Source organism: Paenarthrobacter sp. DKR-5, assembly GCF_018531425.1.
Classification (GTDB): domain Bacteria; phylum Actinomycetota; class Actinomycetes; order Actinomycetales; family Micrococcaceae; genus DKR-5.
In genome coordinates this window covers 151,408-176,734 of record NZ_JAHBOI010000001.1, presented here as the reverse complement: position 1 = coordinate 176,734, position 25,327 = coordinate 151,408, and the positions used below count along the sequence as shown (strand labels likewise).

Annotated in this window: 26 protein-coding genes, 1 tRNA gene and 1 riboswitch; of the genes, 16 read left to right on the top strand and 11 right to left on the bottom strand. The window is 69.1% G+C overall.

The annotated features are described in order from the left end of the window. The first annotated feature begins 83 nt into the window (after positions 1–83). From KIH31_RS00870 to KIH31_RS00825, 10 genes are all read left to right on the top strand, one after another. A complete protein-coding gene (locus KIH31_RS00870) occupies positions 84–533 on the top strand; it encodes a MaoC family dehydratase N-terminal domain-containing protein (RefSeq protein WP_214425182.1) in 450 nt (149 codons plus the stop codon). Continuing rightward, on the top strand, positions 530–961 hold the full coding sequence (locus KIH31_RS00865) for a MaoC family dehydratase (protein WP_214425181.1): 432 nt from the start codon (positions 530–532) through the stop codon (positions 959–961). Before KIH31_RS00870 ends, KIH31_RS00865 begins: the two co-directional genes overlap by 4 nt. Before the next feature lie 62 nt (positions 962–1,023). Further along, entirely contained in the window at positions 1,024–2,256 is a 1,233-nt protein-coding gene (locus KIH31_RS00860; protein WP_307857490.1) for an MFS transporter, read from the top strand. After that, on the top strand, positions 2,253–3,359 hold the full coding sequence (locus KIH31_RS00855; RefSeq protein ID WP_250545385.1) for a UDP-N-acetylmuramate dehydrogenase: 1,107 nt from the start codon (positions 2,253–2,255) through the stop codon (positions 3,357–3,359). The genes KIH31_RS00860 and KIH31_RS00855 overlap by 4 nt, the downstream gene beginning before the upstream one ends. A gap of 45 nt (positions 3,360–3,404) precedes the next feature. Then, positions 3,405–4,511, top strand: a complete 1,107-nt coding sequence (locus KIH31_RS00850) for an alcohol dehydrogenase catalytic domain-containing protein (RefSeq protein ID WP_214425179.1) — start codon at positions 3,405–3,407, stop codon at positions 4,509–4,511. A gap of 79 nt (positions 4,512–4,590) precedes the next feature. Continuing rightward, a complete protein-coding gene (locus KIH31_RS00845; RefSeq protein ID WP_214425178.1) occupies positions 4,591–5,682 on the top strand; it encodes a winged helix DNA-binding domain-containing protein in 1,092 nt (363 codons plus the stop codon). Positions 5,683–5,739: 57 nt separating this feature from the next. Continuing rightward, positions 5,740–5,831, top strand: a riboswitch (Fluoride riboswitch). Between the two features lie 103 nt (positions 5,832–5,934). After that, a complete protein-coding gene (locus KIH31_RS00840; protein WP_214425177.1) occupies positions 5,935–6,501 on the top strand; it encodes a universal stress protein in 567 nt (188 codons plus the stop codon). Next, complete coding sequence (locus tag KIH31_RS00835; RefSeq protein ID WP_214425176.1) at positions 6,501–7,043, top strand: CrcB family protein; 543 nt, start codon at positions 6,501–6,503, stop codon at positions 7,041–7,043. Before KIH31_RS00840 ends, KIH31_RS00835 begins: the two co-directional genes overlap by 1 nt. A gap of 5 nt (positions 7,044–7,048) precedes the next feature. Continuing rightward, complete coding sequence (gene crcB / locus KIH31_RS00830) at positions 7,049–7,417, top strand: fluoride efflux transporter CrcB (protein WP_214425624.1); 369 nt, start codon at positions 7,049–7,051, stop codon at positions 7,415–7,417. A gap of 44 nt (positions 7,418–7,461) precedes the next feature. Continuing rightward, entirely contained in the window at positions 7,462–8,649 is a 1,188-nt protein-coding gene (locus KIH31_RS00825; RefSeq protein ID WP_214425175.1) for an MFS transporter, read from the top strand. 7 nt (positions 8,650–8,656) lie between these two features. Here the strand turns inward: KIH31_RS00825 and asd are convergent, their stop codons facing one another. The 7 genes from asd to KIH31_RS00790 form a co-directional block, all read right to left on the bottom strand. Further along, a complete protein-coding gene (gene asd / locus KIH31_RS00820) occupies positions 8,657–9,784 on the bottom strand; it encodes an aspartate-semialdehyde dehydrogenase (RefSeq protein ID WP_214425174.1) in 1,128 nt (375 codons plus the stop codon). A 40-nt stretch (positions 9,785–9,824) separates the two neighbouring features. Continuing rightward, positions 9,825–10,364 (bottom strand): dihydrofolate reductase, encoded by a 540-nt coding sequence (locus KIH31_RS00815; RefSeq protein WP_214425173.1) that lies wholly within the window; start codon positions 10,362–10,364, stop codon positions 9,825–9,827. Beyond that, positions 10,361–11,164, bottom strand: a complete 804-nt coding sequence (locus KIH31_RS00810) for a thymidylate synthase (RefSeq protein WP_214425172.1) — start codon at positions 11,162–11,164, stop codon at positions 10,361–10,363. The genes KIH31_RS00815 and KIH31_RS00810 overlap by 4 nt, the downstream gene beginning before the upstream one ends. A 136-nt stretch (positions 11,165–11,300) precedes the next feature. Continuing rightward, a complete protein-coding gene (locus KIH31_RS00805) occupies positions 11,301–12,293 on the bottom strand; it encodes an NUDIX hydrolase (protein WP_214425171.1) in 993 nt (330 codons plus the stop codon). Next, the gene (locus tag KIH31_RS00800) at positions 12,293–14,518 is read right to left on the bottom strand and encodes an RNA degradosome polyphosphate kinase (RefSeq protein WP_214425170.1); all 2,226 of its coding nucleotides are present in this window, start codon (positions 14,516–14,518) and stop codon (positions 12,293–12,295) included. Before KIH31_RS00800 ends, KIH31_RS00805 begins: the two co-directional genes overlap by 1 nt. 61 nt (positions 14,519–14,579) lie before the next feature. Further along, on the bottom strand, positions 14,580–15,584 hold the full coding sequence (gene mshD, locus KIH31_RS00795; protein ID WP_214425169.1) for a mycothiol synthase: 1,005 nt from the start codon (positions 15,582–15,584) through the stop codon (positions 14,580–14,582). Between the two features lie 315 nt (positions 15,585–15,899). After that, complete coding sequence (locus KIH31_RS00790; RefSeq protein ID WP_214425168.1) at positions 15,900–16,604, bottom strand: response regulator transcription factor; 705 nt, start codon at positions 16,602–16,604, stop codon at positions 15,900–15,902. Between the two features lie 153 nt (positions 16,605–16,757). On the opposite strand from KIH31_RS00790, the gene KIH31_RS00785 reads away from it, so the two are divergent. The 4 genes from KIH31_RS00785 to KIH31_RS00770 all read left to right on the top strand — a co-directional run bounded on the left by KIH31_RS00785 (position 16,758) and on the right by KIH31_RS00770 (position 21,020). After that, on the top strand, positions 16,758–17,492 hold the full coding sequence (locus KIH31_RS00785) for a permease (RefSeq protein ID WP_214425167.1): 735 nt from the start codon (positions 16,758–16,760) through the stop codon (positions 17,490–17,492). A 152-nt stretch (positions 17,493–17,644) separates the two neighbouring features. Then, positions 17,645–18,244: an FABP family protein gene (locus tag KIH31_RS00780; protein ID WP_214425166.1), complete on the top strand. Its 600-nt coding sequence runs from the start codon at positions 17,645–17,647 to the stop codon at positions 18,242–18,244. 57 nt (positions 18,245–18,301) lie between these two features. Continuing rightward, positions 18,302–19,381: a folate-binding protein YgfZ gene (locus KIH31_RS00775; RefSeq protein ID WP_214425165.1), complete on the top strand. Its 1,080-nt coding sequence runs from the start codon at positions 18,302–18,304 to the stop codon at positions 19,379–19,381. Positions 19,382–19,499: 118 nt separating this feature from the next. Beyond that, positions 19,500–21,020: a DHA2 family efflux MFS transporter permease subunit gene (locus tag KIH31_RS00770; protein WP_214425164.1), complete on the top strand. Its 1,521-nt coding sequence runs from the start codon at positions 19,500–19,502 to the stop codon at positions 21,018–21,020. On the opposite strand, the gene KIH31_RS00765 is transcribed toward KIH31_RS00770, so the two are convergent. The 4 genes from KIH31_RS00765 to KIH31_RS00750 form a co-directional block, all read right to left on the bottom strand. Next, positions 21,017–21,712 carry a GNAT family N-acetyltransferase gene (locus KIH31_RS00765; protein WP_214425163.1) on the bottom strand — a complete coding sequence of 232 codons (696 nt, stop codon included), beginning with the start codon at positions 21,710–21,712 and terminating at the stop codon, positions 21,017–21,019. The two genes, KIH31_RS00770 and KIH31_RS00765, sit on opposite strands and share 4 nt — an antisense overlap. Positions 21,713–21,747: 35 nt before the next feature. After that, positions 21,748–22,773: a 6-phosphofructokinase gene (locus KIH31_RS00760; protein WP_214425162.1), complete on the bottom strand. Its 1,026-nt coding sequence runs from the start codon at positions 22,771–22,773 to the stop codon at positions 21,748–21,750. A 207-nt stretch (positions 22,774–22,980) separates the two neighbouring features. Then, a complete protein-coding gene (locus KIH31_RS00755) occupies positions 22,981–23,235 on the bottom strand; it encodes a PspC domain-containing protein (protein WP_214425161.1) in 255 nt (84 codons plus the stop codon). Positions 23,236–23,416: 181 nt separating this feature from the next. After that, the gene (locus tag KIH31_RS00750) at positions 23,417–24,616 is read right to left on the bottom strand and encodes a pyridoxal phosphate-dependent aminotransferase (RefSeq protein WP_214425160.1); all 1,200 of its coding nucleotides are present in this window, start codon (positions 24,614–24,616) and stop codon (positions 23,417–23,419) included. Between the two features lie 230 nt (positions 24,617–24,846). Between KIH31_RS00750 and KIH31_RS00745 the strand changes: the two genes are divergently transcribed. Together KIH31_RS00745 and secE are read left to right on the top strand one after the other, a co-directional pair. After that, positions 24,847–24,919 (top strand) — tRNA-Trp (locus tag KIH31_RS00745). 103 nt (positions 24,920–25,022) lie between these two features. After that, on the top strand, positions 25,023–25,307 hold the full coding sequence (gene secE, locus KIH31_RS00740) for a preprotein translocase subunit SecE (protein ID WP_214425159.1): 285 nt from the start codon (positions 25,023–25,025) through the stop codon (positions 25,305–25,307). Positions 25,308–25,327 lie beyond the last annotated feature (20 nt).

Genomic DNA, 25,327 nt, shown 5'->3' with positions numbered 1-25,327 from the left:
ACGTGCACGCTGCGCAACCAGGTTGCGCTGCGCGCAACAGCGTCCACCGAAGCCAGCCGCTGCCCCCGCGATAAGGTGGAGGCATGTCCATCAACCCAAATCTCCAGGGCCGCAGCTATCCCTCCGGCGAGGTGTACGACGTCGGACGCGAGAAGATCCGCGAGTTCGCCCGCGCTGTCAAAGCCACGCACGCCGCGCACTTCGACGTCGAGGCTGCGCGCACCCTCGGGTACGAGGATCTGGTGGCACCTCCGACGTTCGCCATCATTGTTGCCCAACGCGCCGATGCGCAGCTCATCGAGGACCCGGAAGCCGGCGTCGACTTCTCCCGCGTGGTGCATGCCGAGCAGCGTTTCACCCACCACCGGCCGATTGTCGCCGGGGACCGCCTGGTCGCCGAGCTCCACGTGGATCAGGTGCGGTCCATGGGCGGGGGCGCGATGCTCACGACGCGCGCCGAAATCAGCACCCCCGAGGGCGAGCGCGTGGCCACCACCACCTCGTCGATCCTGGTCCGAGGAGAGAACCAATGAGCATGGTGCTGTCAGAGTTGTCCGTCGGCCAGCAGATCGGTTCCCGCAGCATCGAGGTGACCCGGCAGGACCTCGTCAGGTACGCCGGAGCCTCCGGTGACTTCAACCCGATTCACTGGAACGAACGATTCGCCCGGATGGTGGAGCTGCCCGGCGTCATCGCGCACGGTATGTTCACCATGGGCGCTGCAGTGCAGCTCGTCACCGACTGGGCGGGGGACCCGGGCGCGGTCGTCGACTACCAGACCCGCTTCACCAAGCCGGTCACGGTGGAGGACGTCGACGGCGCTGTGGGCGCGGTCATTGAGGTCACCGGAACGATCGGCGCCGTGAACGAGGACGACGCCACTGTCCGGGTGGACCTGGCCGTGACTGCCGGCGGACAGAAAGTGCTCGTCAAGGCCCAGGCCCTGGTCCGTGTGAGGTGAGGGCCGGGCGGCGCGCCCAAGGCCCTTCGGCCAGTCCGGCGACGCTGGCCTGGCGCAACGGTGTGGCCCGCGCTTACGCGGCGAGCGGCCTCGCATTCGCTTCCTGGGTTTCCAGGCTTCCGGCCATCCGGGATGCCCTGCAACTGACGCCCGCCACCGTGGGCCTGCTGCTGCTGTGCATGTCCGTCGGTTCCTTCCTGTCGGTGTCAGCCTCCGGGTTCGTGATCCTTCGGCTCGGTTCACGGCGCACGATCCAGACCGGAAGCGCCCTGGTGGGCGTGAGCCTGCTCCTCGTGGGGCTCGGTTCCACAGTGCTGGCCAGTGCCCCCGCGGCCGGCGCCGCCCTGACGCTCCTCGGGCTGGGCACCGGGTCCTGGAACGTCGCCTCGAACGTGGAGGGCGCCGCCGTCGAGCGGGCCCTGCGGCGGCACATCATGCCCCGCCTGCACGCGGCCTTCAGCGCCGGAACGGTCCTCGGGGCCGGCCTCGGCTCCCTTGCGGCCTTCTGGAACGTTCCCGTCGCCTGGCATCTGGGGGTGGTTGGCACCGTTGTCGTGGCCACCGTCTGGACCGGGGCGCGGAACTTCCGCGCGGACAGCATTCCCGGAGCGGCCGCGAGCCTGAACACCGGGCCGCTGGAGACCATCACGCTTGCTGCGGAGCCGCAGGCCGTGCCGGAACCCGAAGCCGGGCCATCACCCCGCGGCAACCGGTCCCTGGTTTTCGCGGCCTGGCGGGAGCGGCGCACCCTGCTGCTGGGCCTGATGGTGCTGGGCATGGCTCTTGGCGAAGGAGCGGCAGGGGACTGGGTGGCGCTGGCGATGGCCGACGGCTACCGGACCTCGAACGCCGTGGGGGCCCTGGCCTACGGCATCTTCGTCGTCGCCATGACGCTGGGTCGGCTCTCCGGAACGGTGCTGCTGGACCGCCATGGCCGCGTGGTGGTGCTGCGGCTCTGCGCTTCGCTCGCCATCACGGGCCTGGCCGTCTTCGTCTTCTCGCCTTGGCAGTGGCTTGCCATGGCCGCGCTCGCGCTCTGGGGCCTCGGCGTGTCGCTCGGCTTCCCGGTGGGGATGTCCGCCGCCGCGGACGACCCGCGCTCCGCCGCCGCCCGCGTGTCAGTGGTGTCCACCATCGGTTACGCGGCCTTTCTCTGCGGTCCGCCCCTGCTGGGCCTGCTGGGGGACCGGGTGGGAATCCGGTACGCCCTGCTGGCGGTGCTGGCCCTCGTCGGGGTCAGCCTGGCGACCGCCGGCAGCGCCCGCCGCGATACGGTGGAGGCGTGGCAGAAATGACGGACGCGCAGAACCCAATGCCCGGCACCCCGCTGACCGGGGCCGGGACGCTTGCCTCCCTCACCACGCTGGGAGTCGGCGGCCCGGCGGCCCGGATCGTGGAGGCGGCCACCGAGGCGGAGATCATCGACGCCGTCCGCAGCGCGGACGATGCCGGCGAGCCGCTGCTGATCATTGGCGGCGGCTCCAACCTCGTTGTCGGCGACGACGGGTTCCCCGGCACGGTCCTGCGGATTGCTTCCAGCGGCTACAAGGTCAACTCCGAGGACACCTGCGGCGGCGTCAGCCTGGTGGTCCAGGCAGGCCAGAACTGGGACCGGCTTGTCGAGGCGACGGTGCTGCACGCGTGGTCGGGGCTCGAGGCGCTCTCCGGCATCCCGGGATCCACCGGTGCGACCCCGGTGCAAAACGTGGGTGCCTACGGTTCCGATGTTTCGCAGACCATCGCCCTCATCCGGGTCTGGGACCGGCAGAAGCGCGCGGTGAAGACGTTCACCAACTCGGAGCTGAAGTTCAGTTACCGCAACTCCGTGCTGAAGGAAAGCACCGTCGAGGGCTCCCCACGGTACGTCGTGCTGACCGTGGAGTTCCAGCTCGCCTTGGGCCGGATGAGCGCCCCGGTGCGTTACGCCGAGCTCGCCCGCACGCTCGGGGTCGACGTCGGCCAGCGGGCCTACGCCAACGACGTGCGCCGCACAGTGCTGGCGCTGCGGGGTTCCAAGGGCATGGTGCTGGACCCGCAGGATCGCGATACGTTCAGCACGGGCTCTTTCTTCACCAATCCGATCGTTCCGGCGGCCGTAGCGGGCACGCTTCCCGAGGACGCCCCGCGCTTCCCCTCCGGCGTCGAGGGGACCGTCAAACTGTCCGCCGCCTGGCTCATTGACCGTGCCGGCTTCGCCAAAGGGTTTGGCCTGGACGCCGGATCCGTCTCCGGCGGCCGCGCGGCGCTGTCGACCAAGCACACGCTGGCGATCACCAACCGGGGCGCCGCGAGCGCCGAGGACGTGCTCGCTGTCGCCCGCGCGGTGCGGGACGGAGTGCAGGAAAAGTTCGGCATCAGGCTCGAGGCAGAGCCGGTGCTTATCGGCTGCTCGCTGTAGCAGCACACCACCCACACCCATCAAGCGAAGCGAGCGAGGGGATCGATGAAGATCGTTGGCGCAGTACTGGAAGAGATCGGCCGGCCGCGGCCCTACGCGGAGTCCGCCCCGATCACCGTCACCGAGCTGGACCTCGGCGAGCCCGGACCGACAGAGCTCCTCGTCAAGCTGGAAGCGGCCGGCGTCTGCCACTCGGACCTGAGCGTGGTCGACGGCAACCGGGTGCGGCCGGTTCCGATGCTGCTGGGCCACGAAGCGGCAGGACGGGTCATCCGGACAGGGTCAGCGGTCACTGACCTGGAACCGGGACAGCGCGTGGTCATGAGCTTCCTGCCGCGCTGCGAGGAGTGCGCGAACTGCGCGGAGGACGGCCGGCTGCCCTGCACGGCGGGTTCCCGGGCCAACAACGCCGGCGAACTCCTGCACGGCACCCGGCATCTCACCCGCAACGGCGAGCAGGTCCACCACCACCTCGGGGTGTCGGGCTTCGCCACGTACGCGGTCGTGGACCGGGCCTCGGCCGTGCCGGTCGGGGACGACGTCCCGGCCGACGTCGCCGCCGTCCTCGGCTGCGCCGTGCTGACCGGCGGCGGCGCCGTGCTCAACGCCGCCCGGCCGAAGCCCGAAGACAGTGTCATGATCGTCGGTCTTGGCGGGGTCGGCATGGCGGCCCTGATCACGGCGGTGTCCCAGAACGTCTCCCGCGTGGTTGCGGTCGACACGCTGCCGGACAAGCTGGAGCAGGCCGCGCGCCTGGGCGCCCACGAGACCTACACCCCGCAGGAGGTGACAGAGCAGGGCATCAAGGCGAAGTACGTCATCGAGTGCGCCGGGAACGCGCGCGCCTTCGAGACCGCCTTCACAGCCACCGAGCCAGGCGGCACAACGGTGACAGCCGGCCTTCCGTCCCCCGAAGCCCGCGCGCAGATTTTCCCGCTGACCATCACCGCGGAGGCGCGCACCATCGTGGGCAGCTACCTCGGGTCAGCGGTGCCCGCACGCGACATTCCCCGCTACGCCCAGCTCTGGCGTGAGGGAAAGCTGCCGGTGGAGGAACTGATCTCCTCGCACATCCGGCTGGAGGACATCAACGCGGCCATGGACCAGCTCGCCGATGGCAAGGCCGTCCGGCAGGTCATCCTGTTCGACTGAGCGCGGTCCGTGCCTGACCGCTGACTGATCCTGACCGCTTCCGTCGACCGGCCCGGCGGCGGCATGGCACCATGCAGGCATGACGATCGACGTGGCGCCGCGGCAGCTCGCGCGGATGCGGCTGGCCGCGCACGGGCTCCTCGCCGGCCGGGTCGACGCCGGGGCAGCCCCGGCCGACGTCGTCCGCCGGATGACCGCGATGCAGGCGCAGGACCTCGCCGCCGTCCTGTGGGCAGTGGGCCGGCGCACGCCCGGGGCGGGACGCTCCGCCGTCGAGCAGGCACTGAACGCCGGCGAGATCGTCCGCTCCTGGCCGATGCGCGGCACACTGCACCTCGTTGCCCCGGAGGACCTGCGCTGGATGCTGGACCTCGGCGGCCCCCGCACTCTTCGCAGCATGGGCACCCGGTTCCGCCAGCTCGGGATTGGCCCCGGGGACCTCTCGGCCGCCGCCGAGTCGGCCGTTGCGCTGCTGGCGGGCGACCGCGCCGCCAGCAGGAGGACACTCTTCGACGCCTTCGAAGCAGCGGGGCTAAGCACCGGCGGCCAGCGCGGCATCCACCTGCTCGCGGCGCTGTGCCTGCAAGGGCTGCTGGTCCAGGGGCCGCTGGAGCGGGACGGGCAGCTCCTGGTCCTGTTCGACGAGTGGATCCGCGCCAGCCGCGCACTGGAGCGCGACGAGGCGCTGGCGGAATTCGCGCTGCGCTACTTCCGCAGCCATGGACCGGCGACCGAGAGGGACCTTGCCTGGTGGACCAAGCTGCCGCTGACAGAGGTGCGCCGCGGTATCCGTGCGGCCGCCAAGGGTTTGGTCTCCTTCGAAACGGGCGGCCGTACCTACTGGATCGCCGCCGAGGCGGAGGCCCTGCTCGGCGCTGCGCCCGGCGCGAGGTCACTGCTGGCGCTGCCGGCGTTCGACGAGTTCCTGCTCGGTTACGCCGACCGGACTGCCGCCCTGCCCCCGGCACATGCGGAAAAGATCGTCCCCGGCGGCAACGGCGTGTTCAAGCCCGTCATTGTCGCGGGCGGGAGCATCGTCGGCACGTGGAGGACGAAGGCTTCGGCAGCCGGGCTCGCCGTGGTGCCTGTCCCGTTCGAAGAGCTTAGTCCCGGCCGCAGGGCGGCCTTCGAGCGTGAGGCGGAGCGCTACCGGCGGTTCCTGGCCGGGTGACGGCCCTGCGGCAGCGCAGGCCGCCGTCTGGCGGCGACGCGGGAGCTGCCTGTAGTCTCTGATGACGGTGATGGATCCCGCCGGGACAGCGCGTGCACCGGGTGTGCCGCCGTCCGAACCGCCGCACGGCTGATGGTTCCTGCCTTTGCAGCACGAAAGGTAGGTTGTCCATGTCCGGATGCGGCTGCGTGTGTCCCGCCTCCTCACGCCCCGGCAGGCCCGAGGACAGCAGTTTCACCGAGAGGACCGTCCATGAGTGAACCAGGCTCCGCCCTGCACCGCGCCGGCGAACCGGACCCGGCCCCGGGTCCCGCTTACACGCCGCGCAGGATATCCGGACCCGTCCTGATGGGGGTCGTCCCCGGCCAGCCGCTGGCCGTAGCGCACCGCGCCGCGGACCTGGCCCACAGCCTCGGCGTCGACCTGGTCTGCGCCTACGTCGACGTCACCACCTACCTCAGGGAAGAACCGGATGGCGCGGGCCAGGCGCGACCGATCGACCCGGACGGGATCGACGACGACGTCGAAGGCATCGGTGCAGCCATCAAGGGTCAGCTCGCGGCGGCGCTCGCCGGGTCCGGCGTGGCCTGGTCCTTCGTTACCCTCGCTGGAGACCCTGCCCGCGCCCTCGGCAGGCTTGCCGAGACCGTTGATGCCTCCGTCATCGTCGTCGGGACCCGCGAACGCGGCCTCGGTGCCCGGCTGGAGGAACTGCTCACCGGCTCGGTCGCCGTGCATCTGACGCACCGTCAGCTCCGTCCCGTACTGGTTGTACCTCTCGCCCCGCATACCAGGCACCAGCCCCAGGAAGGCCGCTGATGGAGCAGCCCGCTAAGACCGCCGCCGGTCCGGACCTTGATCCTGACGCGGAGACCCTCGGCGAGGTGCGCCCTCACCGGCCGGTGCACCTGCATCCCGGCTTCGTGCTCATCGTGGTCGCCGGGGGCATCCTCGGGGCGCTTGCCCGCTACTGGCTCAGTTCCGCCCTGCCTTCCCCGGCGGGCTGGCCGCTGCCCACTCTGTGCATCAACCTCGCCGGGGCGTTCGCCCTCGGCGTCCTGCTCGAAGGCCTGGCCCGTCGCGGGCCCGACGCCGGGCGGCTGCGGGTGGTCCGCCTCCTCGCCGGCACGGGCTTCATGGGCGCTTTCACCACCTACAGCACCATGGCGGTGGAGGCGAGCCACCTGTTCAGCGCCGGACGCGGCACCGATGCGCTCGTGTACCTGGCGGCCACCTTGCTCGGCGGAGCCCTCGCCAGCATCGCGGGGATCCGGGTCGCGGCCGGCCATCACACGCGCACCACAAAGCGGCGCCGCGCGGCTGCCCCGCATAACGTTCCGCCCGAAGGGAGGCGCCGGTGAGCGCCCTGACCGTCATCCTGATAGGCCTCGCAGGCGGCTTCGGTGCCGGCACACGGTTCATCGTGGACGGCCTTGTCCGCGGCCGGCTGCGAAGCGCGCTGCCAGCGGGCACCATCCTGATCAATCTCACCGGATCCTTCCTGCTGGGCTTGGTGGCCGGCGCCGTCATCGTCCACGCCGCCCCGGCCGAACTGCAGGCGGTCGCCGGCACCGGTTTCCTCGGCGGCTACACGACCTTCAGCACGGCCAGCTTCGAGACGGTACGGCTGGTCCAGTCCGGCAGGACCGGGCTGGCACTGCTCAACGGCGTCGGCTCCCTCGTGGGGGCCGTCGCCGCTGCAGCCGCGGGCCTGGCCCTGGGGGCGGTGCTGTGAGCGGGCAGGAGCAGCCTGCAACCAAGCAGGAAGAAACGGGCTCCGTGCGTCAGAACCGGTTCGGACCCGTGGGATTCGTCTTCGCCTTCGGCGTCGTCAGCATGCTCGCCGACGTCGTCTACGAGGGGGCCCGTTCGATCACCGGTCCCTACCTGGCGACCCTGGGCGCCTCGGCCGCCCTGGTCGGGTTCATCACCGGCCTCGGCGAAGCCGTGGCCCTGGTTCTGCGCCTGGCCACCGGACCGCTGGCCGACCGGACCCGCCGGTACTGGCCGCTGACGATCGCCGGCTATGCCCTCACCGTCGTCGCCGTGCCCTTGCTGGCGGTGGCTGCGTCGTTGTGGCAGGCCGCGGGGCTGGTGGTGGCCGAGCGGTTCGGGAAGGCGGTGCGCACCCCGGCCAGGGACACCATGCTCTCCCATGCGGGGTCCGCGATCGGCAGGGGCAAAGCCTTTGCGATCCATGAGGCCCTCGACCAGTCGGGGGCCCTCGTCGGCCCGCTCCTGGTCAGCCTGATGATTGCCATTTCCGGGTACCAGGCAGGGTTCGGCGTCCTCGCCATCCCCGGCGCGCTGGCCCTGGCCGCCGTCGTCCTGCTCCGGGGCGCCGTCCCTGCACCGGAGCGCTTTGACCCGCACAAGCCGGCCCATGCCTCCGGCACGGCGGCGCAGGCCGTCCGAAGGGCCCCCCTGCCGGCGCGGTTCTGGTGGTACAGCGCCTTCACCGCCGTCTCGATGTCCGGCTTCGCCACCTTCGGCGTGATTTCCTACCACATTGAGGTGCAGAAGGTCATCCCGGCGGCGCTGATCCCGGTCACCTATGCGGTGTCCATGGGGGCGGCGGCGCTGGCGGCCCTGTGGTCCGGCGCCCTTTATGACAGGATCGGGCTGCGCGGGCTGCTCATTGCGCTGCCGCTGACGGCTGCGGTGCCATTCCTGTCCTTCGCCACGGCGCCGGCGCTGATCTGGGTGGGTGCCGCGGTCTGGGGTGCCGCCCTGGGCATCCACGAATCAACGCTGCGCGCCGCCGTCGCGGATCTCGTACCGCGGGACCGGCGCGGCACCGGCTACGGCATCTTCACCGCCATCTACGGCGTTGCATGGCTTGCCGGTTCAACGGTCATCGGCGCGCTCTATGCGGTGTCGCTGCCCGGCCTGACAGCCTTCACGATCGCCACCCAGGTGGTCGCCCTGGCCGTCTTCGTGCCCCTGCTGAGGCGTCCGGCGGCCTAGACCCGGTTCAGAGGGTGCCGATGGCGATCTTGAGCATCCGGCGCAGCGGTTCCGCGGCGCCCCACAGCAGCTGGTCGCCGATGGTGAATGCGCTGATGTACTCCGGGCCCATTTCCAGCTTGCGGATCCGGCCCACCGGGATGTCCAGCGTTCCGGTGACGGCGATCGGGGTGAGCTGCTCCAAGGACGCTTCCTTGGTGTTGGACACCACCTTGGCCCACTCGTTGTCGGCGTCGATGATCTTCTCGATCTCCGCCACGGAGAGGTCCTCGGTCAGCTTCAAGGTCAGGGCCTGGGAGTGCGAGCGCATGGCGCCGATGCGGATGCAGAGGCCATCGAACGGGATGCGGTGGTCCTCGAAGCCGGCGCCCTTGAGGATCTTGTTCGTCTCGGCGCCGCCCTTCCACTCTTCCTTGGACTGGCCGTTGCCGAGGTCGGCGTCGATCCACGGGATCACCGAGCCGGCCAGCGGCACGCCGAACTGGCTTGCATCGAGTTCCGGGCTGCGCTGCGCGGCGAGCACCTTGCGGTCGATCTCCAGGATGGCCGAGGACGGGTGCGCCAATTCGTCTGCGACGGCCCCGTTGAGGGCGCCGAACTGGTTGAGCAGCTCGCGCATGTGGCGCGCACCCCCGCCGGAGGCCGCCTGATAGGTCATCGAGGTGCCCCACTCGACCAGGCCCTGCTTGAAAAGGCCGCCAAGGCCCATCAGCATGCAGGAAACGGTGCAGTTGCCGCCGATGAAATTCTTCACGCCGGACCTCAGGCCTGCGTCGATGACGTCGCGGTTCACCGGATCGAGGACGATGATCGAATCCTCGTCCATGCGCAGGGTGGAGGCGGCGTCGATCCAGAGGCCGTCCCAGCCGGCGGCGCGCAGCTTCGGGTACACCTCCTTGGTGTAGTCCCCGCCCTGCGCGGTCACGATGATGGGCAGCTTCGCCAGCGCGCCGACGTCGTAGGCGTCCTTGAGCGACCCGGCGCCGGCGGCAAACGACGGCGCGGCACCCCCGGCGTTGGAGGTGGAGAAAAAGACGGGGTTGATGTCGGCAAAGTCGTTCTCGTCCTGCATGCGCTGCATCAGGACGGAACCGACCATGCCGCGCCAACCGACGAAGCCCACGGAAGAAGTCATGCGGCCATTTTACCGGCCGGCCGCCGGCACCCGCAGTTGGTTACGCCACACCCGGGGTGCGGGTCCAGTGTTCGAAGCGGTACCGGGTGCCGTTGCGGGAGGTGTGCCAGCCGTCGGCGGGGTCGGAGAGCTGCCGGGTCCAGTCCGGTCCGAGTTCCGGGGCGTGGGTGTCTCCGGCCGCGTGGGAATCGATGATGGTGACGACGGCGGTGTCGGCCCCCGGTGCTGCCTCGCCGAAGACCTTGCCGCCGCCCAGGACCCAGATCTCGTCGCTGCCCGAAGCCGTCCGGGCCGCCGCCAGGCCTTCGTCGAGGGAGTGCACGACGACGGCGCCGTCGGCCGCCCAGTCCTGCTGGCCGGTGATCACGATGTTCGTGCGGCCAGGCAGGGGCCGGTAGCGGGCCGGGAAGGAGTCCCAGGTCCTGCGGCCCATGACGACGGGGTGGCCGTTCGTCGTGCGCCGGAAGTGCTCGAGATCCTCCGGCAGGTGCCAGGGCATGGTGCCGTTCGCGCCGATCACGCCGCCGAGCGTCTGCGCCCAGATCATCCCGATCCGCGGTCCGGCTTCCTGCCTGCTCATACCGCGATCGGCGCCTTGATCGCGGGGTGGTGCTGGTAGTCCAGGACCTCGAAGTCCTCCAGCTCGTAGTCGAAGATGGAGTCGGGCTTCCGGCGCAGCCGCAGGGTCGGGTAGGGGAACGGGCTGCGGGTGAGCTGTTCGGTGACCTGCTCGACGTGGTCGTCGTAGATGTGGGTGTCCCCGCCGGTCCAGATGAACTCGCCCGGTTCCAGCCCGGTCTGCTGGGCGACCATCAGGGTAAGCAGGGCATAGGAGGCGATGTTGAACGGGACGCCGAGGAACATGTCGGCGCTGCGCTGGTAGAGCTGGCAGGAGAGCTTGCCGTCGGCCACGTAGAACTGGAAGAACGCGTGGCAGGGCGGCAGCGCCATCTTGGAGATTTCGGCGACGTTCCACGCGGAGACAATGTGCCGGCGCGAATCGGGGTTGCTTTTCAGGCTTTCGACGACCTGCGCGATCTGGTCGATGTGCCCGCCGTCGGGGGTCGGCCAGGAACGCCACTGCACGCCGTAGACAGGTCCGAGCTCGCCGTGCTCGTCGGCCCACTCGTTCCAGATCTTCACCCCGCGCTCCTGCAGCCACGACACGTTGGAGTCCCCGCGCAGGAACCAGAGCAATTCCAGGGCCACTGACTTGAAGTGCACGCGCTTGGTGGTGATCAGCGGGAACGACTCGGCCAGGTCGAAGCGGATCTGGCGCCCGAAGACGCTCCGCGTGCCCGTGCCGGTGCGGTCGCCCTTGGGCGTGCCGTGCTCCATCACATCGCGCAGCAGGTCTTCGTACGGGGTGGGAATAGTCACCGGCCCAGTCTATCCGGCGCGGTCTTCCCGGCCAGGGGCTTTGCGGCCAGCGGCTTTGTGGCCCGGTGCGCGAACGGCCGGTAACGGCGGCTTCCGGTGCGTGGAGCCCGCCGTTGGTGGCCGTTCGCGCGGTGTCCTAGTCGTCGAAGGGCTTGTATCTCTCGTAGGAGACGATGCGGCTGTTGTTGCTGGCACTGACCTGCAGGACGATCATTTCACCCGGTGTGAGGTAGGGGTCGGTCTCCGGCAGCAGGGCGCGCAGGCGGCCCGGCATGTGCCCGGCGAGCTGGGCCAGCACTGTCGGCAGGGCCGGCCGGTGCGTGCACACCGCCACCGGGCGGTGCTTGTCGAACAGGCCCTCCACGCTGGCGGCGGTCTTGCGCGGATGCCGCTGGTGTTTGGCCTCGGTGAGCGCATCGTCCAGCTTGAGCTTAGTGCCGGTCGCCTTCACATACGGGGAGACCGTCGCGACGCAGCGCAGCCACGGACTGCTCACGATACGGCTCGGCTGCCAGGCCATCAGCAGCCGCTGCACGGCCAGGGCCTGGCGGCGGCCGGTGGCTGCCAGCGGCCGGTCGCCTTCGGCGCGCGACCAGGCCGAGCGCGGTTTCGCCTTGGCGTGGCGCACGATGATCAGCGGCCAGGTGTCCAGGTCGCCCCGGCCGTGCGCGGTGGAGAGAGCCTCCAATGGCTCCCGGTCCGAGGGGTTGCTGAGCAGCTCCAGGGCTTTCTCGGGGGCGCACCACATGACAGCGTCGACTTCCTTGCCGTCAGGGATGGCCCGCATACCGTCAGCTTTCGCCGCCCAGTAGTACACGTCCTTTGCGCCGGCGGCGACCTGATACCTGATGGTGGGCAACGGCCGGCCGAGGGTGATTTCGAGCCCGATTTCCTCGCGGACTTCGCGCACTGCCGTTTCCGGGACGGTTTCGCCCGGATCCATCTTTCCCTTGGGCCAGGACCAGTCGTCGTAGCGCGGACGGTGGATCAGCAGCACTTCGAGCCGGCCCTTGCGGGCGCGCCAGCACAGCGCACCGGCGGCGAGGACGTCCGCCGGCCCCGCGGGCGGGACGGTCTCCGTGCTGCTCTGCTGTGCGCTGTCCTCGAGGATGCCAGCGTCTTCGGTCATCAGCGCAGGGCGGCTGACCGCTGGCGGGACCGGGTGGAGAGCAGCCAGGACTGCACGTCGCTGAGCGGTTCACCGTTTTCGTCGAGGTGGTGCCGGGTCCATACCCCCGACTCGTCCAGATGCCAACTGGACGTGCGCGGATCGACGTAGCGGTCCATCAGCGACATGACGTCCGCAACATCCTCGCGGTTGCCCAGCTGCACCAGGGCCTCCACCCTGCGGTCGAGGTTGCGGTGCATCATGTCCGCCGAGCCGATGTAGACAACCGGGTCCCCGGCGTTGGCGAAGGCGAACACCCGGGAGTGCTCGAGGAACCGTCCCAGGATGGATCGGACCGTGATGTTCTCGCTCAGCCCGGGCACGCCCGGCCGCAGCGAACAGATGCCGCGCACGATGATGTCCACGTGCACCCCGGCCTGCGAGGCCCGGTAGAGCGAGTCGATGATCGCTTCGTCCACCATCGAGTTGACCTTGATGACCACGCGGGCGGCCAGCCCGGCACGGCTGTTGGAGATCTCCCGCTCGATCCTGTCGATCAGGCCGGAGCGGACCGAGCGCGGGGCGACCAGCAGGCGCTTGAACGTCGACTTCGGCGCGTAGCCGGAGAGCTGGTTGAACAGCTTGGAGAGGTCTTCGCCCACCTGCTCGTTGGCGGTGAGCAGGCCGAGGTCCTCGTAGTACCGGGCGGTGCGCGGGTGGTAGTTGCCGGTGCCGATGTGGCTGTACCGGCGCAGCCCGTCCAGTTCCTGCCGGACCACCAGGGAGAGCTTGCAGTGCGTTTTCAGGCCCACGATGCCGTAGACGACGTGCACGCCGGCCTGTTCGAGCTTGCGCGCCCAGCTGATGTTGGCCTGCTCGTCGAAGCGCGCCTTGATCTCCACCAGGGCAAGCACCTGCTTGCCCGCTTCCGCGGCGTCCACGAGCGCGTCCACGATCGGGGAGTCGCCCGACGTGCGGTACAGGGTCTGCTTGATGGCCTGCACCTTCGGATCCGACGCGGCCTGTTCGAGGAACGCCTGCACCGAGGTGGAGAACGAGTCATAGGGGTGGTGCAGGAGGATGTCGCGGCGGCGCATCGCGGCGAACACGTTCGCAGCCTTGGCGGTTTCGGACTCGTTGAGGTAGCGGCTGGTGTGTGCCACGTGCTTGGGGTAGCGCAGGTCGGAGCGGTCGATGCCGCCGATCACGGACAGGCCGCGCAGGTCCAGCGGGCCCGGGACGGCGTACACCTCGGACTCCTCGACGCCGAGTTCGCGCACCAGCAGGGACCGGATGTTCGGGTTGATGTCGTTGGTGACCTCCAGGCGCACCGGCGGTCCGAAGCGGCGGCGCAGCAGCTCCTTCTCCAGGGCCTGCAGCAGGTTCTCGGCGTCGTCCTCCTCAACCTCCACGTCCTCATTGCGGGTAACGCGGAAGGAGTGATGCTCGAGCACCTCCATGCCGGGGAAGAGCTGGTCCAGGTGCTCGGCGATGACCTCCTCGAGCGCGATGAAGCGCGCGACGCGGCCAGGGATCGTGCCGGCACGCGGTCCGTCGATGGAGATCAGGCGGGGCAGCTGGTCCGGCACCTTCAGCCTGGCGAACAGCTCCTTGTCGCTCACCGGGTTGCGCACCACGACGGCCAGGTTCAGCGAAAGCCCCGAGATGTACGGGAACGGGTGCGCCGGGTCCACCGCCAGAGGCGTGAGGATCGGGAACACCTTCTCCTTGAACAGCGTGCTCAGTTCCGCCCGGGCGGCCTCGTCCAGCTCGTTCCAGTGGACCAGGTGGATGTGCTCGTAGGCGAGGGCAGGCCGGATCTGCTCGGCGAAGACCTGCGCGTGCCGGGCCTGCAGCTTGTGCGCCGCGGCGCTGATCTGGTCCAACACCTCCATCGGGCTCAGCCCGGCGGGCGAGGGCACGGCGAGACCGGTGGCGATCCGGCGCTTGAGGCCGGCGACGCGCACCATGAAGAACTCGTCCAGGTTGGAGGCGAAGATGGAGAGGAAGTTCACGCGCTCGAGCAGGAACAGGTCCGGGTCCTCCGCCAGCTCCAGGACCCTCGCGTTGAAGGCAAGCCAGCTCAGCTCACGGTCCAGGAACCGGTCGGGGCGGATGTCGCCCTCGGGGACCATGGTCGGCGCGAACTCGGGGATGTCGATGCGGTCCTGGGTGGCGCGGGCGGCATTGACCTCGGAGGAGCCGAAGACAGCACTGGTGGCCGTGCCCAGAGATTCCGGTTGCATGCTCACTCCTTAGTCGCGGTGCGTGCTTCCTGGTCTCAACATTACAAGTTCCGCAGCAGCGTTACGCGGGCGTCGCAACAGTGGCGACGGCGCCCTCGGCAGCGGAGGCCGGTGCGTACATCACGTCGGTGTCCCACCGGGTGAAGCCCAGCTTGCGGTAGAGCGCGACCGCGGCCTGGTTGTCAGCGTCCACATAGAGCATGATGGCGCTCAGCCCGGCGTCATGCAGGTGGTTGATGCCCGCGATGGTCAGTGCCTTGCCCAGCCCTTTGCCCTGGGCTGCGGCGGTGACGCCGACGACGTACACCTCGCCCATCGCAGGGTGGCCGCCGGTCCGCGGATGCACTTTCGTCCAATGGAAGCCCAGGATCGTCCCGTGCGCATCGACCGCGAGGAGGAAGCCGGCCGGGTCGAACCACGATTCCGCCATCCGTGCCCGCAGGTCGCCCAGGGTCATGGAGCCCTGTTCGGGATGGTGCGAGAACGCGTCGGCATTCGCAGCGAGCCACGCCTTGTCGTCCTGGCCCGGGACGAAGGCCCGCAGCGTCACGCCCTCGGGCAGTTCGACCGCGGGCATCGGAGCCGACGTACGGGTCAGCCGCATCCGCCACAGCTCCCGCACCGGCACGTAGCCGTACTGCCGCGCCAGGTCGGCCGCCGCCTCGTGGTTGCCGTGCGACCAGGCGTGCAGCCCGTCGAGGCCGCGGACGGACTTGAGGGTGTCCACCAGCCGTGCCCCCACGCCCTGGTTCCGGTACCAGGGGTGCACCACAATCTCCAGCACTCCCGTGCCGTCCGGCTCGAGGGTGACGACGGCGGCGCCGGCAAGATCCTGCGCTGTGGCCGGGTCCGACTCCTCTTCCGGCGAATAGAGCGCGAGCGTCAGCAGGTTCGAGGCGTCGGCGTCCGCGGAGCGGAGGTCCACCAGGGTCTGCTCGGACAGCGGCGGGTTGCCGTCGGACTCGGCCGATGCCGCGACAAGGGCGGTGATGTCCCGGATCAGCTCGCCGTCGGGTGCGCCGCGGACTGTCAGGACGGGCCAGTTTTCGGAGATCGCTCGGCTCATGAGCCAAGGCTACTGGCAGCACAGGCGGCGGTCGACCGGCCCCGCCGGTGCCCCGGGAGGCGCGGAACCCCCGGCGGGCGCGCCGATTTGGGTGCCGCGCAGCACCCGGGTATAGTCGGTATCCCGGACAGCGGTCGGGATGATCAGGACAAGATCATCAGCACGGCCGGCGTCCACGAGGGGGATGCACCAGTGGGGTGCCTTTGATACGTTCGACCCGTATGTCCTCCACCAGGATGTCAAAGCCTCCGACCCGCCCGGGTCGGAGCCTTTGACGTTAAGCCTGAAGCCGCCAAGGGCATGAGGCGGGGCGGCCTAGGTGTCGGCTTCGGTCAGTTCGTCCTCGGGGAGCCGGGCCAGGGTGAGCCGGTAGCCGACGTTGCGAACAGTGCTGATGAGGTTCTCGTGATCAGCGCCGAGCTTGGCCCGCAGGCGCCGCACATGCACGTCCACGGTCCGGGTGCCTCCGTAATAGTCGTAGCCCCAGACCTCGTGCAGCAGCTGGCTTCGGGTGAAGACGCGTCCGGGGTGCTGCGCCAGGTACTTCAGCAGCTCGAATTCCTTGAACGTCAGGTTCAGCGCCTGGCCGTTGACCCGCGCGGTGTAGCTCGATTCATCAATCACGACGCCGGCGGCACGGATCTCGCTGTTCGTTTCCTCGTCCGGCATGGAACTGCGGGCCACCGCGAGCCGGATGCGGGCCTCCACCTCGGCCGGGCCGGCGGTGTCCAGCACCACATCCTCCACGGCCCACACCGCTGACACGGCCGCCATGCCGCCTTCGGTCAGAATCAGAATCAGCGGAGTGCTCAGGCCTGTCGCCTTCAGGAGCTGGGTGAGCGAGCGCGCCCCCACAAGATCCTTGCGGGCGTCGAGAAAGACAATATCGCAGGGGTCGGTGTCGAGCAGGGCGGTAGGCTCGGCCGGCAGGATATGGATGCGGTGGTTGAGCAGCTCCAACGCAGGCAGGATGTCCACTGATGAACCGGGGCTGTTTGTTAGCAGCAGAATGTGCGACATGTTTCCTCCAATGGGCCGTGCGCGCGCATCCTTGGGCGTCCCAGCCTCGGCTGGGTGGGCCGAGGTTGGGTTTGATTATAGCCCCACGTGGCGCCGGCGGCCCGAACATTGCGCGTCTCGCACGCCGACGGAGCTTTAAGGCAGGATGGCAGGGTGAAGTCATCGATCATCGGCCTGGCCGGCATAGCGGGCCTGGCGGCAATCATCGCCGCCTCCTACCGGCCCGGAACGGTGATGCTTGCGGTCTCCTGCGTCGCCGCCGCCGTCGTCGGCTACGGCTGGCCGCATTATCTGGGCGTGCCGGCGCGCAAGACGCTCGGCTCCATCATCGCCCTGGCCGGGATCGGCGCGGCCTTCGCTGCAGCATTCTCGCCTGTCCCCGGAGTGCTGGGCTGGGTGCCGGCGTTCATCGCCCTCGGCATCGGAGCGGTCTTCGTCATGCAGTTGCTGCGGGGCACGGGCCAGGCGCAACGGCTCGAATCCACTTTGGGGGCCAGCACCGGAGTGTTGCTGGCGTGCCTTGGCGCCGGTTGGATCGCTGCGGCCCGGGTGAACGGCCTCGGGCCGATGATGCTCGTGACCGGTGCCAGCGGTGTCTTCGCCCTGGCGGCCGGCCTGATCCGCTGGCCGGACAGGATCGTGGCGCCGATCGGCATCGTGCTCGCCGGCCTCGCGGGGCCGATGGCGGGCCTGCTCTTCTTCGATGTCCCGGTGCTGGCGGCTGTCGTCGTCGGCGTCGCCATCGGCGCGGTGCTCGTCTCCTTCCGCCGGCTGGTGGTGCTCAGCGGGATGCCCAGGACCTTCCCCGCAGCCCTCGCCCTGGGCCTGGCTCCCGTCTATGCCCTGGGCACCTTGGTCTACTTCATCGAGAAACTGCTCATCGTTTAACGCGTTAGGATACGGGTATGTCGGTTCTGGGATTCGAAATCTTCTTCATCGTCCTGCTGGTGATTGCTGGCCTGTCCATGGCATGGTTCGCGGGCCTGGTCGTCTGGCGCCTGTTCAAGGGCCAGAAGTAACACTCCGCCGAGGCGTCGCGCATGCCCATCGAGATTCCCACTGACCTCACCCCGGAGCTCGTTCCCCTTTCCTGGCTGATTGGCACCTGGGAAGGTACCGGCCGGCTCGGTGCCGGCGAGGCCGATTCCGAGCATTTCGCGCAGCGGGTAATCTTCGGCACGAATGGCCTGCCCTACCTGCACTATTCGGCGGAAAGCTGGCTGACCGACGAGGACGGCACGAAGCTCCGGCCCCTGTCACTGGAGACCGGGTTCTGGGCGCTGGACCGCAAGCTCAACGACGCCGACGGCGGACCGGGCCTCATTCCGGCGGACATCGTTCCCGCCTTGACCACCGCGGACGACGTCGAGAAGCTGCGCAATGAGGACGGCGGGTTCGACCTCACTGCCACCATCGTGCACCCCGGCGGCATCGCCGAGCTCTACTACGGCCAGATCAAGGGCCCGCAGATCCAGCTCACCACGGATCTGGTGATGCGCGGGGCGCAGTCGAAGCAGTATGACGCCGCCACCCGCATTTTCGGGCTGGTCAACGGGGACCTGTTCTGGCGCTGGGACGTTGCGGCGGCGGGCAAGCCGCTGGAGGCGCATGCCTCCGCCATCCTCAAAAAGACTGCCTGACCGGCGCCGCGCCGGCGCCGCCGGAATACCCGCCACCCCGAAGGACGTTCTTCTTTCATGAGCTACCAGAGCCCCCTGCTGACGCGCCCCGGCGCCGTCGAGGCCGGCGGCCTCGACGCCGGCGTAGCCGCCCACTACGGGGACCCGCTGCGCGAGCAGCGCGCCCTCGCCGAAGGGCGGGCCGTCGTCGACCTCTCGCACCGCGGCGTCGTCACCGTGGCAGGCCCGGACCGGCTGAGCTGGCTCAACACGCTGTCGTCCCAGCAGGTGGGCAGCCTGAGCCCCCGCACCGGCACCGAACTGCTGCTGCTGAGCGTGCAGGGAAGGATTGACTTCGACGCCAGGGTGGTCGACGACGGCGACAAGACCTGGCTGCTGGTCGAAGCCGACGAAGCAGCGCCGCTGGCCGAATGGCTGACGAAGATGAAGTTCATGCTGCGGGTCGAGGTCGCCGACGAAACGGGGCAGTGGGCACTCGCTGGTTCCACGGCTCCGGTGGCGGGCTGGGAAGGGTTCCTCGTCTGGCGCGACCCGTGGCCGGAGGTTGGCCCCGGCGGCTTCGCCTACACGGCTGTCGAGGAGGACCGCCACCCGGGCCGCGAGCGGAGCTGGTACGAATATCTCATTCCCGCCGAACAATTCGAGCAAGCCCTGGCGGACAGGCCCCTTGCCGGGGCCTGGGCGGCTGATGCCCTCCGGATCGCCGCCTGGCGTCCGCGCCGCGGCGCCGAAACCGATGAGAAGACCATTCCGCACGAGCTGGACCTGCTGCGGACCGCTGTGCATCTCGCCAAGGGGTGCTACAAGGGCCAGGAAACCATCGCCCGGGTGCACAACCTCGGCCATCCGCCGCGGCGGCTCGTGTTCCTGCACGTGGACGGGTCCCAGCACACCCTTCCCGCCGTCGGCAGCGTTGTCCGGGCCGGCGACAGGCAGGTCGGCACCGTGACGTCGGCCGCCCAGCACTACGAAATGGGCCCGATAGCGCTGGCCGTCGTGAAGCGCACAGTGGACCCCGGCGAGACACTGACCGTCGACGACGACGGCGAACTGTATGCGGCGTCGCAGGAGGTCATCGTGGCGCCGGACGCCGGCCAGGTCGTAGGCCGGCAGAGCGGTTTTCTCAAGCGGCACTAAGCGGACGGAGCATCCTGGCGCCTCCATCCAGGACGGCTCCTGTTCCGAACCACTGTTGAGGTATTGTCAGCGGTCGCCGTCGACGAGCGGTCGGCGATATGAGCAAGAAGGACAACCGATGGAACCGATTTCCAAGCCGTGGCCGGCGCTGTGGTCGCTCGTGCTCGGCTTCTTCATGATCCTGATCGACACGACCATCGTCTCGGTGGCGAACCCGCGGATCATGGAGGGCCTCCACACGGACATCAATTCGGTCATCTGGGTGACCAGCGCCTACCTGCTGGCGTACGCGGTGCCGCTGCTGATCACCGGGCGCCTCGGTGACCGTTTCGGTCCGAAGCGGCTTTATCTGGCCGGTCTGCTGACCTTCACCGCGGCCTCCGTCTGGTGCGGGCTGGCCGGGGACATCGGCATCCTGATCACCGCACGCATCGTCCAGGGCCTTGGTGCGGCGCTGATGACGCCGCAGACGATGGCGGTCATCACGCGGATTTTCCCGCCGGACCGCCGCGGTGCCGCCATGGGGCTGTGGGGCTCGGTGGCCGGCGTTGCCACCCTGGTCGGACCCGTGCTGGGCGGCGTGCTCGTGGACGGCCTGGGCTGGGAATGGATCTTCTTCATCAACCTGCCCATCGGCGTCGTCGCCTTCTTCTGCGCGTTGCGTTTCGTGCCCGCGCTGAGCACCCACCCGCACCGCTTCGACATCGTAGGAGTCGTGCTCAGCGCGCTGGGCATGTTCCTGCTGGTTTTCGGCATCCAGGAAGGCCAGACCTACAGCTGGGGCACCATCGTCGGGCCGCTGTCCGTCTGGTCCCTGATTATCGCCGGGCTGGTGGTACTCGCCGCCTTCGTCGTATGGCAGCGCGTGGGCAAGGGCGAGCCTCTGCTGCCGCTGGGTTTGTTCCGCGACCGGAACTTCTCGCTGGCGAACGCCGCCATCACCACCGTCGGTTTCACCGTCACGAGCATGTCCCTGCCGCTGGTGTTCTACTACCAGATCGTCCGGGGTCTCACCCCCACGCAGTCCGCCTTGATGCTGGTTCCGATGGCCGTGATCTCCGGCGCCCTGGCGCCGGTGACGGGCAAGCTCGTGGACCGGGTGAACCCCAAATTCATTGCGGCAGCAGGCTTGATGCTCCTCGCGCTGGGCTTGTTCTGGTACTCGGCGCTGCTCGCGCCCGACGTCAATATTGCGCTGCTCCTGCTTCCCAGCGCCGTGCTGGGCCTGGCGAACGCCGGCATCTGGGCGCCCTTGTCGACGTCCGCCACCCGTAACCTGCCGCCGCATCAGGCCGGCGCCGGCTCGGGGGTCTACAACACCACCCGGCAGATCGGTGCCGTGCTGGGCAGCGCCTCCATCGCGGCGCTGATCCAGGGGCGGCTCGCCGCCGATCTTCCCCAGGCCCCCGGCGGCACCATGAAGACCAACGAGTTTGGCGGCCAGCTGCCCGGGTTCCTGCACGAGGGCTTCACCACCGCCATGTCGCAGTCCCTGTTGCTGCCTGCCGGCATCGCCCTGATCGGCGTGCTGGTGGTGCTCTTCTTCGCCAAGCCGAAGCCTGTGCAGCAGTGGGGCGCCGGCGCGGCCGGCACGCCGGCGGTGCGCCAGCCGGCCCCGGCCGCCGGGGAAGGCCGCTAGCCGAGCAGCACGCTGGTCTGGCTGCCGCCTTCGACGAAGCCGAGCCGGCGCGCTGTCGCGCGGGACGCGGTGTTGTTCACCTCGGCCCGCCACTGCGGCACCAGGCCAGCCGACAGCGCCTCGTGCCCGGCAATGGATGCGATCAGCGTGCCGCGGCCGGTCCGGCGCAGGCCGGGAGCGACGAGCGTGCCCAGCTGGGCCAGGATGCCGGCCCGCTCCTCGTAGCCCGCGCCGGCCGCCGGGCGGTCATCCTCGAGCAGGACGAACTGGTGCTCCTGGCCTGAGAGACGCACCTCGTTGACGTCGTCCGGCGGGCAAAGTGCTTCCAGCGCCGCGGAATCCTCCCGATCGAGCGAGACCGTGACCTCATGCTCCGGCTGGGTCAGCTCGAGGTCATCCGCAAAGTAGAGCACTGCGGCTCCCAGGCCGTGGCCGCCGTGGTCCCGGGTCAGCCGCAGCAGGGTGGCGTGCCGGGCCAGTTCGTCGTCGGCAAGATCCCGCGCAGCGTCCAGAGCCCACCGCGGCCCGCGCAAGGCCGAGGCCCCGAACAGCCGCACGAACGTGAGCGCCTCGGCGTTCTCGTCCGGGATTTCCAGGCGGACGGCGCCCGGAACGAGGGCATCGTCCGGGCAGCCGAGCAGCCGCGCCCAGGCGAGATGCACGATCGGGATGCTGGCGGCGTCGAAACTCATGCTTCTACGCTAGCCGAGCACCCTGCCTGCGGCCGCTAGCCGAAGAGGATCGCAGCCTCGTCGTAGCGGGACTGCGGGACGACCTTCAGGTTGCCCAGGGCGGCGTCGAAGCCGACGTGGACGATGTCCGTCCCGTTCAGCGACACCATGGTGCCCCAGCGCTTGTCCACGACCGAGTCGATGGCGGCCATGCCCAGACGGGTGGCGAGCACACGGTCGAACGCCGAGGGCACGCCTCCGCGCTGGATGTGCCCGAGCACGGTGGCGCGGGTCTCGATGCCGGTGCGGGCCTCCAGCTCGGGGGCCAGCTGCTCGGCGATGCCGCCGAGCCGGGGCCGGCCGAAGGTGTCGAGGCCGCGCTCGGAGTGAGGGGTTTCCTGGCCTTCGGGAACGAAGCCCTCGGCGACGACGACCAGCGGGGCGCGCCCGCGGTCGTGGGCCTCGTTGACCCATTCAGTGACCTGGTCCATGGACACCTTTTGCTCCGGGATCAGGATGGCGTGGGCGCCCGAGGCCATCCCCGCGTGCAGGGCGATCCAGCCCACGTGGCGGCCCATGACCTCGGCGATCATCGTGCGGTGGTGGGACTCGCCGGTGGTGCGCAGGCGGTCGATCGCCTCGGTGGCGATCTGCACGGCGGTGTCGAAGCCGAAGGTGTAGTCCGTGGCATCAAGGTCGTTGTCGACGGTCTTGGGAACACCGACAATCTTCAGGCCTGCGTCCGTGAGCCGCTTCGCCGCGGCCAGCGTGCCTTCACCGCCGATGGCGATGATGGCGTCAATGCCGAGGCGCTTGAGGTTGTCCTTGATGACCTCGGGACCGCCGCTGCCTTCGAACGGGTTGGTGCGGGAGGTGCCCAGAATGGTGCCGCCCTGCTTCGAGATGCCCCGCACGCTCTGCCGCGGCAGCTCCATCACGTCGCCTTCGACCACGCCTCGCCAGCCGTCGCGGAAACCGACGAACTCCTGACCGTGGACTTTGATGCCCTTCAACACTGCTCCGCGGATAACCGCATTCAGTCCGGGGCAGTCGCCGCCGCTGGTAAGGATGCCAATTTTCATAGTGGGCCCGGGTCCTTGGGTTGGGATTATTAACTCAGGAGCGCCCCGTTGAGCTCGCTAAACGATTCTAGACGTATCCGGCACGGCACTGTGCGCCAGCTAACATTCGCTCCGTAACAACCCATCGGTAACAACCCATCCGTGACAACCCAGCGGCCCGCGGGCAGCGACGGTCCGCGGGCTGAGGGGCCGGCCGGGCGCCGGCGGCTACGAAACCGACTTGTTGCGCAGCCAGGATTCGAGCAGGATGCGGCCGGTGGCGCTGTCCGGAAGCAGGATCCAGGCGAGGATGTAGAAGACCACGGCAGGCCCGGGCAGCAGGGCGAGGACCAGAAAGATGATCCGCACCAGCGTGGGGTCAACATTCAGTTTCGCGGCGATTCCGCCGCAGACGCCGCCGATCCACCGGTTGGGTCCACGGTTAAGGCCGATGCTGCGAATGACGCTGAAGAACTTTTCCATGGAATCAGAATTCCTTGTCCCGGGGCTGTTTGTCACGGGTAGCCTGCTGGCGCAGGGCCGTCAGCACGCCCAACCACCCGCGACGCGGCCATGACGCGGTTTCCCGCTTATGACACGGTTTCCGGCGCGTCATAAGCGGGAAACCGTGTCATAAGCGGCAGCGAGCCCCTGGAAGTGAGCGCTAGCGTGCGGTTCCGAGGAACTCCTGCAGCCGGCGGATGCCCTCGGCGAGGTCCTCGTCGCCGAGGGCATAGGAGAGCCGCAGGTACCCGCTCGGTCCGAACGCCTCGCCGGGAACGACGGCGACTTCGACCTTGTCCAGGATCAGCGCCGCCAGTTCCGCGCTCGTTTCCGGGCGGACACCGCCAAGGTCCTTGCCGAGCAGGCCGCGCACATCCGCATAGGCATAGAACGCCCCGTGCGGCGTCGGGCAGTCGACGCCCTCGATCGCGTTCAGCCCGGCCACAATGGCCTTGCGGCGCCGGTCGAAGGCCACCTTCATCTCGTCCACCGCCGTCAGCGGACCGGAAACGGCGGCGAGGGCCGCGATCTGGGACACGTTGGCCACGTTAGAGGTCGCGTGCGACTGCAGGTTGGTGGCGGCCTTGATGACGTCGGCCGGACCGATCATCCAGCCCACGCGCCAGCCGGTCATCGCGTAGGTCTTCGCTACGCCGTTGAGCACGACCACCCGGTCGCCGAGCTCGGGCACCGCCGTGGCGATCGAGGTGAACGGGACGCCGTCGTAGGTGAGGTGTTCGTAGATCTCATCCGTGACGACCCACAGCCCGTTGGCAGCGGCCCACTGGCCGATCGCGGTGACCTGCTCCGGGCTGTACACGGCCCCGGTCGGGTTGGAGGGGGAGACGAACAGCAGGATTTTCGTGCGCTCGGTCCGGGCCGCCTCCAGCTGGTCCACGCTCACCAGGTAGCCCTGGTCGGGGCCGGCGAACACGTCAACCGGCACCCCTCCGGCCAGCCGGATCGCTTCCGGATACGTGGTCCAGTACGGAGTGGGGACGAGCACCTCGTCGCCCGGGTCGAGCAGGGTGGCGAAAGCCTCGTAGACGGCCTGCTTGCCGCCGTTGGTGACCAACACCTGGGAAGGGTCGACGACGTAGCCCGAATCGCGCCTGGTCTTCTCGGCGATCGCGGCCCGCAGCTCCGGCAGGCCCGCGGCAGGGGAGTAGCGGTGGTAGCGGGGCTGGCGGGCGGCGTCGACGGCGGCGTCGACAATGTACCCGGGCGTCGGGAAATCGGGTTCCCCGGCGCCGAACCCGATCACCGGACGTCCTGCGGCCTTCAGCGCCTTGGCCTTGGCGTCCACGGCGAGAGTGGCTGACTCCGCGATGGAGCCGATTCGTTGCGAAATGCGCGGCATGAGATTCCTGGTTCGCTAGCGGACCCGCGGGGCGAGGCTGTCCCGGGGATGGAGGGCGGATACAGTCCAACTGTAGTCGCCTGCCCGTCCGCGCCCGGGGGTGCGGCAGGCCGCTGGGAGGCCCGGTTCGACGTACGGCTCCGGATTGCGTAGACTTGATCTCCGGTATTGATCTCACCTTGATTGGTGCGCGCCTTGAGGGCGGGCAGCGGCGGGGCGGGATGATCCGAAGGGTAGTGGCGCAATTGGTAGCGCAGCGGTCTCCAAAACCGCAGGTTGCAGGTTCGAGTCCTGTCTGCCCTGCGCAGGGCTGTGACCACGGGGCTGGTCCCGGAATTGAAATTCCGTTCACGTCCCGTGGCGCGGCGAAAGAGCGGCAAGAGACGCCGATGACCGGTAACGGAGATTGAGTGAGGACCAGGTGACCAACACAGCTGCCAGCAGCTCGCAGGGCCGCCCCGCGAAGAAGGGCGCCAAGCCCGGATTCTTCGCCCGTATCGCTCTCTTTGTCCGCCAGGTCATCGGCGAACTGAAGAAGGTAGTTGCTCCGACCCGTCAGGAGCTGGTCAACTACACCCTTGTTGTGCTGGTGTTCGTCATCATCATGATGGTGATCGTCACCGTCCTGGATCTTGCCTTCGGTTCCGCCATCGGGTGGATCTTCGGCGGGTCCGGCACGACCGGGCAGTAAGGCCCCGGTTTGCTTCGGCT